We start from the raw sequence: 16488 nt of genomic DNA, 5'->3' as shown, positions 1-16488 counted from the left end.
CCTCCGACACGGCTACGTCAAGCTCCCTGCCCTGACCTGGAGGTCCCGCAGTGCGCATATCCACATTCCTCGGGAAGTCGATGCTTTTCGCCGCTGTCCTGGCTCTCGCCGCCAGTGCGATGGCCGTCGTCCCGGCCGGGACGGCAGAGGCTGCCACGGCGATTGAGGACACTTTCGCCACCGCGGCGCCGAACTCGGCACCGCCGGGCTGGACGGTCGACTCCGGTGGCGGCACCGCCACCGTCCAAGACCTCGCGCCGGACCGCGCACTGCGGATTCGCGACACGTCCACCCTCGCGTCCACCGGAGCCGCACGTGCTTTCACCGCGACGACCGACACCGTGGTCATCGGCGCCCGCCTGCGAGCCGAACAGACGAGCGCGACGATCGGCCTGAACGTCACGGGTCCCGGCGGTACCGCGTTCACCTTCGGACTGGGTGCGGGAGGCCAGTTCTACACCTACAACGGAACGACCAAGGCCGTACTCGGCGACTACGCCGCGAACACCTGGTACGACGTGCGGGCGATCGTGCGGCCGTCGACGGCGACGCTCTACGTCGACGGCGTCCGCAAAGGCACCGGCTACGCGTTCCGCACGGCAACCGCGAAGCTCGACAGTGTGCGAGTCGGCGTGTCCACGCCCGAGACGGGCACGGTCTGGGTGGACGACGTCCGCGTGACGACCGAGGCGAACGGGACCACCTGGCCGCAGATCGGGTCGGTCGCTCCGCGCTCCGCGTCCGCCATCGGCGCGTCGAACATCGGCATCGGTGCGGAAACCCAGGACCGCGACTACGTCGACTACTCGTCGTACCGGAAGTACCTCGGTCCGCTCGGTGCCACCAAGGTTCGGATGCAGGCCGGCTGGGCGAAAGTCGAACCCACCCCGGGTGCGCGCAACTGGGGGTGGCTCGACACCGCGGTCGACGACGCGCTCTCACGCGGCGTACGCCCGTGGCTGCAGCTGTCCTACGGCAATGGCGCGTACTCCGGCGGCGGCGGCAGCGGGCTGGGTGGCGTGCTGCCGACATCGACCGCGGCGTTGGCGGCGTGGGACAAGTGGGTGACCGATACGGTCACCCGCTACCGGGACCGGGTCACCGACTGGGAGATCTGGAACGAGCCGAACAGCAGCATCTCGGCGGCCGACTACGCGACGTTCTTCGTCCGCACGGCGAAGCTGGTTCGCGCGGCCCAAGCCTCCTCATTCATCTACGGTGGCGTGTCGGCCAGCATCGACGTGCCGTTCCTGACGGCGTTCATGACGGATGTGAACGCCAGTGGCCGGATCGACCTGCTTGACGGTGTGACCTATCACCCGTACCAACCCAACCCCGACGACCCGTGGGTGGCCAAGCAGATGGCGACGTTGCAGACGGCCGCGGACAGCTACCACCAGCGCATCACCCTGCGCCAGGGCGAAAACGGCGCGCCCAGCACCGCATCGCCCAGCTTCGGCGCGCTGGGCGACCTGGACTGGACCGAGCTGAGCCAGTCCAAGTGGTTGCTGCGACGTGCACTCAACGACCTCGGCCGCGGGGTCAGCACTTCCCTGTTCACGATCTCCGACGCGCTCTACTTCGGTAACCAGCACAACACCAAGGGCCTGCTACAGACCAACACCGACAAGACCATCCGTTACGCCAAGCCGTCCTACTACGCGGTGCAGTCGCTGACCTCCACAGTGGACGCGACGCTGCACCCGATCGCAAACTTCCGGTACAGCGACACGACATCGACCTCCGTCAACGTCCAGGCGTTCGCGAAGCAGGGGACCGGAAAACAAGCGGTCGCCCTGTGGTTCCAGGATGCCGTTCCGGGGAACGACAACACTCGTACCCCAGTCACCATGACGTTCGCGGCCGGTGACTTCACTGATCCCGTCTACGTCGACCTGCGGACCGGGGCGATCCACGACATCCCGGACGCTGCTTGGTCACGCAACGGCACGTCGTACACCTTCACCGGCGTCCCGGTGTACGACTCGCCGGTACTGATCATCGACCGGTCGCTCGTCCACTTCTAGGCGCCACCCGAACCCGTCGTTCCCGTCCGCGTTCCCCAGCGGACGGGAACGACTACCCACCACCGAGGAAACCGATGGACAGCCTGCTCGAGCGGCTCCGCGCCGAACTTGGTGACGTCGCAGTGCTCACCGATCCCGACATCACCGGCTCCTACGCCCGCGACATGATGCCGCTGGCACCAGCCGGGCGGCCACTCGCCGTGGTCTTTCCTGCCGACACAGCCGGGGTGTCCGCGGTGGTGCGCGCCTGCGCTGACCACGGTGTGCCCATCGTCCCGCGCGGCGCTGGAAGTGGTCTGGCCGGCGGGGCCAACGCAGTCGACGGGTGCGTGGTGCTGTCGTCGACCAAGCTCGACCGGGTCCTCGAAGTCGACCCGGGGAACCGGCTGGCCGTCGTGCAACCCGGGGTGATCACCCGTCACTTGCGTGACCACGTCGCCGGCCACGGCCTCTTCTACCCGCCGGATCCCTCCAGTTTCGACTGGTCCACGATCGGCGGCAACCTCGCGACCAACGCGGGCGGTCTGTGCTGCGTGAAGTATGGCGTCACCGCGGACTTCGTACTCGGTCTCGAGGTCGTCCTGGCATCAGGCGAGGTGCTGCGCACCGGACGGCGGACCGCGAAGGGAGTGGCCGGCTACGACCTGACGCGGCTGTTCGTCGGCAGTGAAGGCACTCTGGGCGTGATCACCGAGGCGACACTGGCGCTGCGTCCGGCACCCCCGCCGCCGACCACACTCGTGGCGGCGTTCTTCTCGGCCGCCGACGCGGGAGCGGCAGTGACGGACGCGGTCCGTGCCGGGCTGGTTCCGTCGTTGCTGGAGATCATGGACGAAGCGTCGATCCGTGCCGCGGAAGCACACTTGCGCACCGACCTCAGCGCTGGCGACGGCACCCGCGCGTTGCTCCTGGCGCAATCCGACGCGGGGGCCGCCGGGGACGAAGAAGTCGTGGCCTTGGCTCGGGTCTGCGAGAAGCACAACGCCGTGTTCACCCACATCGCGGCCGACGAGGCCGAGGGCGCCCTGCTGCTGCAGGCACGCCGTGTGGTGCTCACCGCGCTGGAGGCCTACGGCACACTGCTCACCGACGACGTCTGCGTTCCCCGCTCTCGCATCGCGGAACTGATCGACGGGTGCGAGCACATCGCCGGGCGACTGGACCTGCGCATCGCCGTCGTCGGCCACGCCGGCGACGGCAACATGCATCCCACCATCGTGTTCTCCGGTCCTCAGGGAGAAATCCGGGCGAGGCAGGCTTTCGACGCAATCTTGGACCTTGGGTTGTCCCTGGGTGGCACCGTCAGCGGGGAGCACGGTATCGGTCGTCTCAAGCGAGAATGGCTGGCTCGGGAGATCGGCGAAGTGGGCATGGCAGTGCACCACGCGGTGAAATACGCGCTTGACCCGGACGGGATCTTCAACCCCGGCGCCGTACTGGGTCACCGCGGCGATCCGGGGGAGTCCTATCCTTCCAGCCATCGCTGGAGTCAATGATGCAAGCAGCTGCGGAGCGTGCGACCCACGAGCGTCGGTACGCACCGTGCTGAGTTTCCTCGGTCACGACGTGCGTTGTTCCGTCGGACTGCGGGGTCAGCCGTCACCGGTGGTGTCCCCGCGTGCCGAGCGCGGTTCCCGTTCACCCGAGTTCGCGGTGCGGATCGAAGAACGTCACCACGCAGGCCACTCGGACGTTGAAGGTGGACCAGCGGAACCGGGTCCCGGTTCGTCCGCGTTGTCGAGCTTGATGTTGCGGGAATTGCGGTACGAGGCGGCCCAGGACGGCGCGTCGGCCAGTTTCCTCCACGCCTCGTGGACCTGGCGTCGACCACCAGTTCGCTGTAGGCGGGCACTGGCGCCTCTTCAGGGGACAAACCTTGGGCCAGTGGATCGCCACGACGCGCCCCAGGCGAGATCGCGGAGGCTGCTTCCGGGAACGGCGAGTGCGAGGTCCGATCCGATGCGTGTATCTGTGCGGGAGTCCGATAGCCGGCTACCGCCGTCCCGGAACCACCCTGCGCTCGGGCAAGCCGGTCACTCTCGTCTGCCACGCCCCTGGGGTACTGCGCCACACCGCCGGCGCCCGCGGGCCCGACCACCGCGCCGGTCTCCGTGACGTTCGGCGCGGGCCGCTGGTGCACCCCGGGACGGATCACCGCGGCCGAGACGAGGAAGCTCCCGGCGTCGCCCGGCAACGTCGTTGCCGGGCGCGTGCCCGTGCCCGCCACGAGTGTGCCGCCGGTGGCGAACCGTTGCGCCAGCTGCACGATCATCTCGAGCACACCCTTGCCCAGCACGTACTGCTCGCCCGGCAGTGCCGCGGCCGCGGTCCGCCCGCGCGGCGTTGCGGTGCTCCAGTCGCCTGCGCCAGCACAAGCGGGGCCGCCACGACCGGCAGCGCCAGCTCGAGGATCGCCGCCGATGCGACCAGCGCGGCGCGCACCAGGTCGACGGTGATCGCCGCTGCGTCAGGTGCCGGGAGTGTGAGCAAATGATCGGGCGACGTCGTGGCAGCTGTCGCATTGTCGTAGCCGGGACCATCGCCCCGGCATGGACAGATTATGGATGGTGGCCGGTGATCATGACCGGCGAGTTGCGGACCTCCCGCCCAGAGCATGCGTGATTTTGTCGGCCGCCTCGCGTACGACGGGGCTCGTCTGGTGCAGGCGCCAATCTGGCATGTCTGTCTTCAGGCCCGTGATGCTGATGGCGCCCAGCGGGACCGTGTCCGCCGAGTGGAAGGCCGCGGCGAGGCAGAACACGCCCTCGTCGTCTTCTTCGTCGTCGACGGCGTAACCGCGTTCGCGGGTGAGCTTCAAGTCCTGCAGCAGTGCCTCGACGTCGGTGATCGTGTTGCGGGTGCGTCGGGGCAGCCCGGTTTCGCTGATGATGCTTCGGACTTCGTCGTCTGTCAGGCAAGCCAGGATCGCCTTGCCCGCCGCGCTGCGGTGCGGCAGCTCGCGGATGCCCAGCTCGGTGTGGAAACGGATCGTTCCCGGAGCGTCGACCCGGTCCTGGAACACCGGGTGCCCGCCGATGTGGGAGGCGACCCGCGAGGTCCATCCGGTGCGTGCAGTCAGCGATGCTGCGACCGGCCGGGCGACTTCGAGCCAGGGCACGGACTGGGAGTAGCTGTCAGCGAGCCGCAGCACCGCCGGCCCGAGCCGATACCGCGGCCCGGAGCCGGTCGTACTGACGTAGTCGAAGTCCATCAGGGTGCGCAGCACCGAAAATGCGCTGCTCTTCGTGGTTTCGATGAGCTGGGCCGCTTCGGTCAAGGTCATTCCTGCGCTTCCTGCGGCGGCTAGTCCGTTCAGTAAGCGGATGGACCTTGACAGCCCTTGCAGACTGTACTTCCCGCGTCCCGGGGTGTTCGGCTCAACCGAATCACTGACGGTCATGCCGAATAGGTTAGCAAAGGTTCCGCCCAGTCGGTTTCGTACAGGCAGTAGTTGAAGGAACGGGAGGTCCGCGGCGAGGTTCGCCGTAGGCAAACGCCGGTCGGTGGCGTACTGCTCCGCCCTGGCGTTCTTCGATATCCTGGTCGCGCGAACACCTCGTGACCGTCGTTCACGACCTTCCCACGACGGGGTCGATGAAGGCCAGTTCGGCTTCGTCCTGCGGCACGAGGAAGTCGAAGTCCGCGCCGCGGTCTGCCTGCAGGACGTGGCGTTGGTAGAGCGCGGGCCAGCCGCGGCGGTGCCGCTCCGGTGACGGCTGCAGGTGCGCGAGCCGAGCGGTGATCTCGTCCTCGGTGAGGTCGGCTTCGAGCCTGCCCGCGAGCGCGTCCAGGGTGATCAGGTCGCCGTCGCGGACCGCGGCGAGCGGGCCGAGGATCGCCGCCTCCGGAGCGATGTGCAGGACGCAGGTGCCGAAGCTGGTTCCGCTCATCCGCGCGTCGCTGATGCGCACCATGTCGGTGACCCCGCGCTGGGCCAGCTTGCGGGGGATGGGCAGCATGCCCCACTCCGGGAACCCGTCACCCCCCCTCGGCCCGCACCCGGTGAGCACCAGCACGGAGTCCGTGGTGACCTCGAGCTCGGGGTCGTCGATACGGGCGAGCAGGTCGCCGTACCCCCGGAACACCACCGCACGACCGGTGTGCCGGAGGAGCCGGCCGCTGGTCGCCGCGGCTTTGACCACCGCTCCGGCGGGTGCGATATTGCCCCGGACGACGGCGAACGCGGGTAGCTCGGTGACCGGCGACCCCGGCGCGCGGACGACCGCGGGGACCTTCGCGGCCGGAGGCGGTACCACCCCGGAATCCATGGTGGAAAGAATGGCCTGGATCCCGCCCGCGGCGTCGAAGGCTGACATGGTGTGCCTGCCGATCGGCCGGACGTCGGCGAGCACCGGGACGGCGCGGGCCGCGGCGGCCAGGTCGTCGGGAGTGAGCTCGATCATCCGGCGGCCGGCGATGGCGGTCAGGTGCAGGATCGCGTTGGTGGATCCGCCGATGGCGGCCAAGGCACGCAACGCCCGGAGAAACGCTTCGCGCGTAAGCAGCGTGCTCAGCGTTTCACCGGCCAGGGTTTGCCGCACAATCCGCCGTCCGGTTTCGCGGGCCAGCTCCGCTTGCCGCGGCGAGCCGACGGCCAAAGTGGCGGCGCCGGGCACCATCACCCCGAGGACCTCGGCCAGCATCGCCATGGTCAGGGCGGTGCCCATGACGTTGCACGCTCCGGGGCTGCAGCCGAGGGCACGTTCCAGTTCCCGCCACTCGGTGTCGCCGAGGCGACCCGCCCGCCGCTCGTCCCAGAACGTCCACAGGTCCGTGCCGGCGCCGACCTCCCGTCCGCGGAACCGGCCGGGGAGGCGGTAGCCGCCGCCGAGCTGGGCGGTCGGCAGATCGGCGCTGGCCGCGCCCATCAGCTGGGCGGGGATGGTCTTGTCGCAGTTGCCGAGCAGGACCACTCCGTCGATCGGGTTCGCGCGCAGGGTTTCTTCGACCTCCATCGCCATCAGGTTCCGGTAGAGCATGGCGGTCGGCTTCATCAGGTCTTCGCCGAGCGACATGGTCGCCAGCTCGACGGGGATGCCGCCGGCGTCGAGCACGCCTTGCTTCACGTGCTCGACCAGCCCGGAAAGCGGTGCGTTGCAGGGGTTCAGGTCGCTGGTGGAGTTGAGCAGCGCGATCACCGGCCGCTCACCGTCTCCGGCGATCGGCCGTCCCGCGGCGTGCATCGCGGCCCGGTGCTCGACCCCCACTTCGTCGTCGCGCCGGAACCACCGGTCGCTGCGCAGCGCCATCATCAGCAGGGGTGGCCGGCGGCGGCGAGCACGTCGAAGAGCCGGTCGACCTCACCCGCGGTTTCCTTATCGAGGACGTACCCGACCGGGCCGCGGGCGGTCGCGCTCCGGATGACGCCCTGGCGGACGAGCAGGTGCTTTTGCACCGCCACAAAGGAATCGAGGCTGTTCTGTAGCGAGACCAGGGAGCTGATCGGGCCTTGGAGGCGGTTCACCGTGTCCCAGTCCGCGTCTTCGAGCGCCCGCCACAGCCGGACCAGCGCCCAGACGATGTCGGGCCCGGGCATGGTACCGGTGATCCCGCGGCGGTGGCTGTCGACCAGTGCCAGCCCGCCGGTGCCCTCGTACACTTTGGCCTTGCCGTGGGTCGCGGCGAGCAGCGCGGACAGCCGGGGGCCGATCGGCTGCGCTTCGGGCTTGAACAGCACCTGGTTGCCGTAAGCGTCGTAGAGGCGGGCTTGCAGGTCGATGCTGAGCGGCCGCCCGAGGTAACCGCTGGCGTCCTGGACCACGACCGGGATTTCGATCGACTCGACGAGCGCTGAGAAGTAGCCGAACAGCTGCTCGTCGTCGCAGGCGGTGGCCATCGGCGGGATGGCCATCACCGCGTCGGCGCCCGAGCCGGCGGCCTGCCCGGCCAGCCGGACGGCCGTGTGCGTGCTTTCCGCGCCGACGCTGGTGGTGACGCTGACGCGGCCCGCGACGGCGTCGCAGGTCAGATCGGCCAGCCGGGCGCGTTCGGCCCCGGACAGGCGCAGCACCTCCGACACCATGCCGAGCACGACGCCGTGCGCGCCGTGGGTGATGGCGAACTCGATCTGGCTGCGCAGGCTCGCTTCGTCGATCGTCCCGTCCTCGGTGAACGGGGTCGCGATCACGGGCAGGACGCCACTGGGGATGGTGGTCATCGGGCGACCTCGGTGGTGGGGAAGGACGTCGGCTCCGGGATCGGGACGCGAGTGATGAACCCGAGTGCCTTGTCGAACACGGGTTGTCGCGCGACGCGGTAGGAGATCTCCCGCCCGAGCTTGTGCATGGCCACCCGGTCGGTGAACCGGGCCCGAGGGATCTTCGCGGGCCGGTCGAGTTTCGCCAGCGCCTGGTCCTGCAGGATCCGGTAGGCGGCGTTGCGGCCGCTGGCGCCCATGACGCCGCCGCCGGGGTGGGTGCCGGCGCCGCAGAGGTAGTAGCCCTCGATCGGCGTGGCGTACTCCGAGAGCTCGGGCAGCGGGCGGCCGCTGAAGAGCTGGTCGTCGAACATGGCCGCGTGGAAGATGTTTCCGCCGGTCAGCGACCACTCGTCTTCGAGGTCCTTGGGCGTGATGACGTGCCGGTCGAGGATGTGGGCCTTGAGGTTGGGTGCGTAGTCGCACAGGCGGTCCACGATCAGGTCTGCCCACGACTCCTTGGCCGCGCTCCAGCCGCCCTTCGTGGACAGCTCGCCCGGCAGCTGCTGCACGCCGAGGGTCAGTGTGTGCAGCCCGCGGGGTGCCAGGGTCGGGTCGGTGGCGGACTGGATGACGGCTTCGATGGCGTAGTCCTCGGCGATCACACCTGCCTGTTCGGCCTTCCACGCATTCTCGAAGTTCTCCACCGACGCGCCGAGCATCTGGTGCCCTAGGTGCTGCGGTCCGATTCCGGCGGGCAGGCCCAGGTAGGCCGGAAGTTCGTCGATCAGCAGGTGGATCCGGGCCATCGAGCCACGCTGGTCGATGTCTGAGACGCGTTCACGCAGCTGCGGGTCGAGCGCGGCGGGGTCGAGAAAGCCGAGCAGTGAGCGCACCGGGTCGGCATTCGAAACGACGACGCCGGCGGTGAACTCCTCGCCGGTCTTCAGGGCGACGCCGGTGGCGCGTCCGTCGCGGGTGAGGACCCGCGCGACCCGGGCCGACGTTCGGATGGTCACGCCCTGGTGGCGTGCGGAGTCGGCCAGCGCCTGGGTGAAGCCGCCCATGCCGCCGCGGACGAAGCCCCACACGCCGAACTCGCCGTCGAAGTCGCCGGAGGAGTGGTGGCCGAACACGTAGGACGTGCCGGGCGTCGACGGCCCGGCGAACACCGAGACCATGCCGTAAAAGGTCAGGAAGCCCTTGATCAGGTCGTTCTCGAAAGCGCCGTCCATCAGCTCTCGCGTCGAGGACTCGAAGAAGTCGTGGAAGAGGCCCAGCTCGCCGTTGCGGGCGAACTCGGCGCGGATGTGCTCCCGGCTCGGCGGCGCAGACAGCAGCCACGGCCGCATGTAGTCGCCGAACCGGCGGAGCCGGGCACCCCACTCGACGAAGTTCTTCGCGTCGGACTTCGAGTGCTTCTCCAGTTCGCGGACCGTGTCGGCGACGCGCCTGTGGAGGAAGAGGTGCCGGCCGTCGCGGAACATCGCGAAGCCCATGGTCGAGGGGCTGTACATCTGGAACCCGAACCGCCGCAGGTCGAGGTCGGCGACGATTTCCGGCCGGATCATGTCCGCAATGAAGGCGCAAGAAGACCACTTCGCGCCTGGGATGAGCTCTTCGGTGACCGAAGCCCCGCCGACGACGTCGCGCGCCTCCAGGACGAGGACCGACTTCCCGTAGCGGGCGAGGTAGTTGGCGGTGACCAGACCGTTGTGGCCGGCGCCGATGACGATCGCGTCGTAGTGCTGGGCGGTCAAGGCGACTCCTTCGGGCGTCCAACGCACTGCAAGGTGTTGTTCGGCTGTGCAGAACCATGCTCTGAACAACCGAACGATAACACTTCGTCCCCGGGTGAGCGCAAGGCCGTGAACAGCGCTTGCGAGTCCAGCAGGTGGCCTGTTAGCTTTTCGGCATGAGCAACCAGTATTCGGCACAGCCGAACAAAAGTCCGTCGCTGGTCGTGCACGGCCCGCGGGAAGTGGTGGTCGAAGAGCGTGCGGCGCCGACACCCGGGCCTGGTGAAGTGCTCGTCGTGGCTTCGCACGTCGGACTGTGCGGCACCGATCTGGAGATCATCGACGGCGACCTCGACCCCGCCTACGTGTCGCTGCCCCTGGTCCTGGGGCACGAATGGGCCGGCCGGGTGGCCGCGCTCGGCTCGGGCGTCGACACCCTGGCGGTCGGGGACCACGTCGTGGTCGAAGGCGTGCTGGCGTGCGGGATCTGCCGCGAATGCCGGCGCGGTGCCACCAACCTGTGCACGGACTACGACGAACTCGGCTTCACCGCCGACGGCGCGCTCGGGCCCGGGGTCGCCGTCGCGGCCCACCTGGTGCACCGGCTCTCGTCGGACGTGCCCATCGAGGCCGGGGCCCTGGTCGAGCCGGCCGCGGTCGTCCTGCGGGGCCTCCGGGAAATCCGGCCGGCCCCCGGCGAGCGGGTGCTGGTGCTCGGCGACGGAACGGTCGCGCTGCTGGCCGCGATGCTGGTCCGGCTCTGGTCTCCGGCGTGGGTGGCGGTCGCGGGCCGCCGGGCCGAGCAGGGCGCACTGGCGACCGCCAGTGGCGCCGACGCGTTCACCGTCGACACTCCCGAGAGGGCGGCCTACGACCTCGTTGTCGAAGCGGCGGGCAGTACCCAAGCGGTCGAAACGGCCGTCTGGGCCGCGCGCCGGGGCGGCCGGGTGCTGCTGCTCGGGATCGCCGGGCACGGGCAGACCGCGCGGATCCAGGTCGACGACCTGGTCAACAACGACCTCACCCTGCGGGGCAGCTTCAGCTACACGGCCGAGGCGTGGGCCGAAGTCGTCCGCCTGCTCAACGCGCGGTCGATCGATCCGCTCCCGCTGGTCACCCACAGGTTCGACCTGACGCAGTTCGAGCGCGCGATCAAGGTCCTGCGCGAAGGCGACGGCGGCGCCCGGGGCAAGGTCATGTTCGTCGTGGACCGGGACGCCGGGCGATGAGCGCGCTGAGCGTGGCCGACCTCCGCGCGAGCCGGTGCGTGGCAATCGCGCGCGGCTCGCAGGCACGGCACTGCGCGAAGACCGCGCAGGTCCTGGTGGAGAGCGGAATTCCCGTCGTGGAGTTCCCGCTCACCACGCCGGGCGTGCTCGCCGCGCTGCCGGAGGTCCTCGACGCGGCCGGTCCGGCTGCGTTCGTCGGCGTCGGCAGCGTGGTGACCGTGGCCGATGCGGAAGCGTCCGCTGCCGCGGGCGCCCGGTTCCTCGTCACCCCGATCGTCGAGCCTGCGGTGCTCGGATTCGCGGTCGAGGCCCGGATCCCGGTCATCGCGGGCGCCTACACTCCCACCGAAATCAGCCTGGCGTGGCAAGCGGGAGCCGCCGCAGTCAAGGTGTTCCCCGCCGTGGCAGGCGGTCCGCCGCTGGTCGGGCAACTGGTCTCGGGGCCCTTCCCGTCGATCCCCCTCGTGCCGACCGGCGGTGTCTCCCTCGCCGGGGCGCCGGACTATCTGCGGGCCGGCGCGGTGGCGGTGGGCCTGGGCAGCGCACTGCTCGGCGACGTCCTGGAGTCTGGCGAGTTCGAGGCGCTGCGCGCCCGGGTCGCCGGCTTCCGCGCTTCGCTGGAATGTACGGAGTGAGCGCCGATGGTGGTGCTGCTGGCTTTGGGCGAAGTGCTCGGTGTGGCCGCGACATCGGCCGGTACGCCGTTACGGACGGCGACCGCGTTGCGGCTGTCGACCGCCGGCGCGGAAGCGACCGTCGCGATCGGCGTGCGCCGGCTCGGGCTCTCCTCGGCGTGGGTGGGCACCGTTGGCACGGACGAGGTCGGGACGAGGGTGCTCCGCGACCTGCGAGCCGAGGGAGTGGACGTCGGATGCGCCCGGCGGGTCGAGGACGTCCCGACCGGATTTATGCTCCGCGACCACCGGACCCCGGACCTGACGTCCGTGACGTACTACCGGCACGGGCTGGCGGGGACGCGGCTCGACGCGGAAGACGTCCGCACCGCGTTCACCCGGCTGGGGACGGTGGAAGTACTGCACGTCACCGGAATAACGCCGGCACTGGGACCGGGTTGCCGCGCCGCCGTTCGCGAAGCCGTGGCGATCGCCAAAAGACGCGGGACCACGGTCTCGCTCGACGTGAACCACCGCGACGCACTCACCTCTCGCGCCCGGGCGCGGGCGACGATGGCCGAACTGCTGCCCGACACCGACATCCTTTTCGCCGGCCACGACGAACTCGATCTCGTGACCACGCAGAACGACCCTTTGGCGGCCGCGAAAAGCCTACTCGACCTCGGGCCGACCGAGGTGATCGTCAAACGCGGTGCGGCCGGTGCCCTCGCGGCAGCCCGCGGTGAAGAGGTCCACGAGCGACCGGCCGACGGCGTCACCGTGACCGACGTCATCGGCGCCGGCGACAGCTTCGCCGCGGGATACCTCGCCGCCCGGCACCTCGGTGCCGACCTCGCCACCCGCTTGGCCTGGGCCACGAAGTGCGCCGCGTGCACGGTCGGCACCGCGGGTGACTGGGAGGGGCTGCCCGGCCCCGGCGACATCGAACGACGAACGGAGCCGGGAGTGACAGTCCGATGACGACGGTGCCGAAAAACCACTACGCCGAGCAGGCGACGGCCGAAACCTACTCGCTCGCTGAAGGCCCGTTGTGGGACTACCGCGCGCGGGAGCTGGTCTGGGTCGACATCCATTTCGGCGATGTGCACCGCGGAATCCTGCGTGCCGGCCGGGTGGTCCCCACGTCGAAGACGCACGTCGACCGCACCGTCGGAGCCGTCGCCCTCCGCGACCGGGGCGGCCTCCTGGTCGCCGGTCACCACGAGCTGTTCGAAATCGAACCGGGCGGGACCACGGTCACCCCGATCGCCCGGCTGGTCTCGCAAGGCGAACGGCGCCGGCTCAACGACGGCAAGACCGACCCGGCCGGGCGGTTCCTCGTCGGCACGCTGAGCCTGGGAGCCGGCGGACCGGAAACCCTTTACCAGTGGCACCCCGGTGGCGAAGACGTCGTCGACGACGACCTCGGCATGTCCAACGGGCTCGGCTGGTCACCTGACGGCACGGTCCTCTACTCGGTCGACACGCTGAACCACGTCGTCTGGCGGCGTCCGTACGACGTCGGTTCGGGAGCCCGGGGCACGCGCGAGATCTTCACGGAAGTTCCCGACGGCTCGCCGGACGGCCTGTGCGTGGACGCCGACGGCCGGGTTTGGCTCGCGGTCTGGGGGACCGGGCAGGTCCGGGCGTTCACCCCGGACGGATGCCGGCACGCCACCGTCCACGTCGATGCCCCGTACGTCTCGTGCCCGACGTTCGGCGGCCCCGGCCTGGACACGTTGGTGATCACCACCGCGATCGACGACCTCGACGAAACCGCTCGCGCGGCCCACCCGCGGTCGGGTGCCCTGTTCACCGCACGCGTCGACGCAACCGGACTGCCCGCCACCGCGTGGCGCAGCTCCGCGCCCTGAGCCGAATCACCGCACACCTCCGGGAGAACCATGATCGAGCACAGCACCCGCACCGTCGACGGAACCGAGGTGGACGTCGTCGTCCTCAGCGAGGGACCCTGGCGCGCGGTCCTCACGAACCTCGGCGCGCGCCTCGTCGAACTGCACGTGCCCGACAAATCCGGGCGCACCGCGGACGTCGTGCTGCAGCGGCCCACCCTCGAAGAGATGGCGCACGACGAAAACTACTTCGGGGCCACTGCGGGCCGCTACGCCAACCGGATCAAGGAAGGCCAGTTCGTCCTTGCCGGCGCCGGCGTGCAGCTGTCGCTGAACGAGGGGAAGAACCATCTGCACGGTGGTATCCGCGGCTTCGATCAGCACGTGTGGCGGACCCACCTCGACCGCGACGCGAACTCGGTCCGGTTCAGCCGCATGTCCCGCGACGGCGAAGAAGGGTACGCCGGCAACCTCGACACCCACGTCACCTACACGCTCGTCCCGCCGGTGCTGCGCATCGGCATTCGGGCCACCACCGACGCGGCCACGATCGCGAACATCGTCAACCACGCCTACTTCAACCTCGGTGGACACGACTCCGGCACTATCCTCGACCATGTCGTCCGGATCCGCAGCTCGTTCTACACCCCCGTCGACGACGAACTGCTCGCCACCGGCGAGGTGCGCGCGGTCGACGGCACGGCCTTCGACTTCCGCACCCCGACAGCGATCGGCGCCCGGCTCGCCGAGGTCGACAACGCCGCGGCCGGGCGTGAAGTCACCGATTCGGCGGGTTACGACCATAACTTCGTGCTCGACGGGGAAGGCATGCGGGAGGTGTTCGAGGCCACCGACCCCCGCAGCGGCCGGCGGCTGACCTTGTCGAGCAATCAGCCCGGGCTCCAGTTCTACACCGGAGGCTACCTCCGGGGAGTCTCGGCCAAAGCCCCGTTGGAGGTGTACCCGGCCTACGCCGGCTTCACCCTCGAAACCCAGACCTTTCCGGGGGCACCGAATCACCCGCACTTCCCGTCGGCCCGGCTGGAGCCGGGTGAGTCCTATGTGAACTCGATCGAGCTCAGGTTCGGAACCGTGTAGCAGCAACGCGTCGCTATCCAAAGGAGTGTAGTGAGCGAAATGTCGCAAGAAATCCACAGTGCCGGAAAAGGCACGAGTACCGGCAGACTGCGCAGTGGCAGCATCGGCGCGGGCCACATCGTCTTCTTCGTCGTCTCCGCCGCCGCACCGCTGTCCGGTGTGGTGCTCGGGGTACCGGTCATCATCGGCCTGGGCAACGGGATCGGCGCGGCGGGGGCGTTCGTCGTCGTCGCGCTCGTCCTGTTGCTGTTCTCCGTCGGATACACCGCCATGAGCAGGCAGGTCGTCAACGCGGGCGGTTTCTACGTCTTCGTGGCCCAAGGGCTCGGCAGGGTGGCGGGACTCGGCGCGGCCACGTTCGCGCTCTTTTCCTACACCGCCATCCAGGCGGGGATGTTCGGCGCGTTGGGTGCCTACGTCAACCCGCTCGTGGTGCACTACACCGGAGTTGACATCCCGTGGTGGATCTATTCCCTGATCGGTACTGCGCTCTGCTGGGTGCTGGGGGTGCGGCAGGTGAGCCTCGGCGCGCGAGTACTCGGGGTGATGCTGGTGCTGGAAAGCTCGCTCATCGTGGTGCTCGACGTTGTCATCTTCGCGACCGGCGGAGCATCGGGCGAGGGCCCCGCGGGCCTTTCGTGGGAACCCTTCGATCCGAAGGCCGTCTTCGCCGGCGCGGTCGGCATCGGGATGGTCTTCGCGTACACCTCCTTCATCGGGTTCGAAGCCACGGTCATCTACGGCGAGGAAGCGATCGAGCCGCGGCGCACGGTTCCACGCGCGACCTACGTCGCGCTCATCACGATGGGTGTCTTCTACGCCGCATCGACCTGGCTGATCATCAACTCATTCGGAATCGACGCCGTCGTGGGAATCGCCGCGCAGGACCCCGGCGGATTCGCCGAGCGCTCGATTTCGCAGACCCTCGGCCCTGCCGCCGTCGAGATCATGAAGGTCCTGATCGTGACGAGCATCTTCGCAGCGGTCCTGGCGTTCCACAACACCCTTGCTCGCTACCTGTTCGCGCTAGGCCGGCAGGGTCTGATGTGGACACACCTGGGAAGGACCCACCACGAGCGGCAGTCACCGCACATCGCGTGCACGGTGCAGGCCGTCTCGGCGGCGGTCCTCATCATCGTATTCGCTGTCGCCGGTGCGCCTCCCTACACGGGGCTGTACGTCTGGGCGACCGGTATCGGCGCGATCTGCATCATCGTCCTCCAGGCGGTGGCCTCGGTCGCGGTGTTCGCCTTCTTCCGCAGGAATTCGGTCGACAACCGCCCGTGGCACACGCTGATCGCGCCGGCGTTGAGCCTGCTCGTACTCGTGTCGCTGACGGCGGTTTCACTGAGCAACTTCAGCTTGCTCGTCGGCGACCCGGGTCCGGTGGCCGTCACGGCGCTCGCTGCGTTGCCCGCCCTGGCCGCGCTGGCCGGTGCCGGCCGGGCCCTGTGGCTGCGGCGGAAACGTCCGGAGCAGTACGAGAAGATCGGGCAGACCGGCGATCCCGACGCGACGACGTAGCCGCGCGACCAGCTCGCCTGCCGGACCGTAGTCGGCGGTGCCCGGTCCGAGCGTGAACCATTCGGGCACCACGGCGCCACCGACAAAGGGGGCGGCCGTGAACCGGTCGGGGAGCAGGAGACCGCAGACGTGCTGCCCGCCCACCCGTCACCTTGGTCCTGCGCAGCCGTGGTCCGCTGTCCAGCCGGACGGTGACCACGGCTGCGCAGGCGCCAAGACCGACGATGGTGACCGGTCGGCACGTCACGAGGAGGCCGCGGGACTCCGG

General features: G+C 69.4%; 12 protein-coding genes. 8 read left to right on the top strand and 4 right to left on the bottom strand.

What is annotated here, in order from left to right; all coding sequences use genetic code 11:
• Positions 1–50 precede the first annotated feature (50 nt).
• Both C2L58_RS28675 and C2L58_RS28670 read left to right on the top strand, forming a co-directional pair.
• Positions 51–2027, top strand: coding sequence for a LamG domain-containing protein (locus tag C2L58_RS28675; protein WP_146073704.1), 1977 nt, complete (start codon positions 51–53; stop codon positions 2025–2027).
• A 74-nt stretch (positions 2028–2101) separates the two neighbouring features.
• On the top strand, positions 2102–3523 hold the full coding sequence (locus tag C2L58_RS28670; RefSeq protein WP_103340787.1) for an FAD-binding oxidoreductase: 1422 nt from the start codon (positions 2102–2104) through the stop codon (positions 3521–3523).
• A 1082-nt stretch (positions 3524–4605) separates the two neighbouring features.
• Here C2L58_RS28670 and C2L58_RS28660 read toward each other — a convergent pair.
• The 4 genes from C2L58_RS28660 to C2L58_RS28645 all read right to left on the bottom strand — a co-directional run bounded on the left by C2L58_RS28660 (position 4606) and on the right by C2L58_RS28645 (position 9923).
• Complete coding sequence (locus tag C2L58_RS28660; protein WP_103340786.1) at positions 4606–5427, bottom strand: IclR family transcriptional regulator; 822 nt, start codon at positions 5425–5427, stop codon at positions 4606–4608.
• 169 nt (positions 5428–5596) lie between these two features.
• Positions 5597–7276, bottom strand: coding sequence for a dihydroxy-acid dehydratase (locus tag C2L58_RS28655; RefSeq protein WP_103340785.1), 1680 nt, complete (start codon positions 7274–7276; stop codon positions 5597–5599).
• A 2-nt stretch (positions 7277–7278) separates the two neighbouring features.
• The gene (locus C2L58_RS28650) at positions 7279–8184 is read right to left on the bottom strand and encodes a dihydrodipicolinate synthase family protein (protein WP_103340784.1); all 906 of its coding nucleotides are present in this window, start codon (positions 8182–8184) and stop codon (positions 7279–7281) included.
• Complete coding sequence (locus C2L58_RS28645) at positions 8181–9923, bottom strand: phytoene desaturase family protein (RefSeq protein ID WP_158264189.1); 1743 nt, start codon at positions 9921–9923, stop codon at positions 8181–8183. The genes C2L58_RS28650 and C2L58_RS28645 overlap by 4 nt, the downstream gene beginning before the upstream one ends.
• A 155-nt stretch (positions 9924–10078) precedes the next feature.
• On the opposite strand from C2L58_RS28645, the gene C2L58_RS28640 reads away from it, so the two are divergent.
• From C2L58_RS28640 to C2L58_RS28615, 6 genes are read left to right on the top strand one after another with little or no spacing between them, the layout of a single operon-like run.
• On the top strand, positions 10079–11131 hold the full coding sequence (locus C2L58_RS28640) for a zinc-dependent alcohol dehydrogenase (protein ID WP_103340817.1): 1053 nt from the start codon (positions 10079–10081) through the stop codon (positions 11129–11131).
• On the top strand, positions 11128–11766 hold the full coding sequence (locus C2L58_RS28635) for a bifunctional 4-hydroxy-2-oxoglutarate aldolase/2-dehydro-3-deoxy-phosphogluconate aldolase (RefSeq protein WP_103340782.1): 639 nt from the start codon (positions 11128–11130) through the stop codon (positions 11764–11766). Before C2L58_RS28640 ends, C2L58_RS28635 begins: the two co-directional genes overlap by 4 nt.
• 6 nt (positions 11767–11772) lie before the next feature.
• Positions 11773–12726 (top strand): sugar kinase, encoded by a 954-nt coding sequence (locus C2L58_RS28630; RefSeq protein ID WP_103340781.1) that lies wholly within the window; start codon positions 11773–11775, stop codon positions 12724–12726.
• A complete protein-coding gene (locus C2L58_RS28625; protein ID WP_103340780.1) occupies positions 12723–13619 on the top strand; it encodes an SMP-30/gluconolactonase/LRE family protein in 897 nt (298 codons plus the stop codon). Before C2L58_RS28630 ends, C2L58_RS28625 begins: the two co-directional genes overlap by 4 nt.
• A 30-nt stretch (positions 13620–13649) precedes the next feature.
• Positions 13650–14696: an aldose epimerase family protein gene (locus tag C2L58_RS28620; protein ID WP_103340779.1), complete on the top strand. Its 1047-nt coding sequence runs from the start codon at positions 13650–13652 to the stop codon at positions 14694–14696.
• Positions 14697–14735: 39 nt separating this feature from the next.
• Positions 14736–16220 (top strand): APC family permease, encoded by a 1485-nt coding sequence (locus C2L58_RS28615; RefSeq protein WP_103340778.1) that lies wholly within the window; start codon positions 14736–14738, stop codon positions 16218–16220.
• Positions 16221–16488: the final 268 nt, after the last annotated feature.

It is taken from the genome of Amycolatopsis sp. CA-126428, assembly GCF_002904335.1.
Lineage (GTDB): Bacteria > Actinomycetota > Actinomycetes > Mycobacteriales > Pseudonocardiaceae > Amycolatopsis.
The sequence above is the reverse complement of the archived record's forward strand: the minus strand, read 5'-3'. Positions and strand labels throughout refer to the sequence as shown.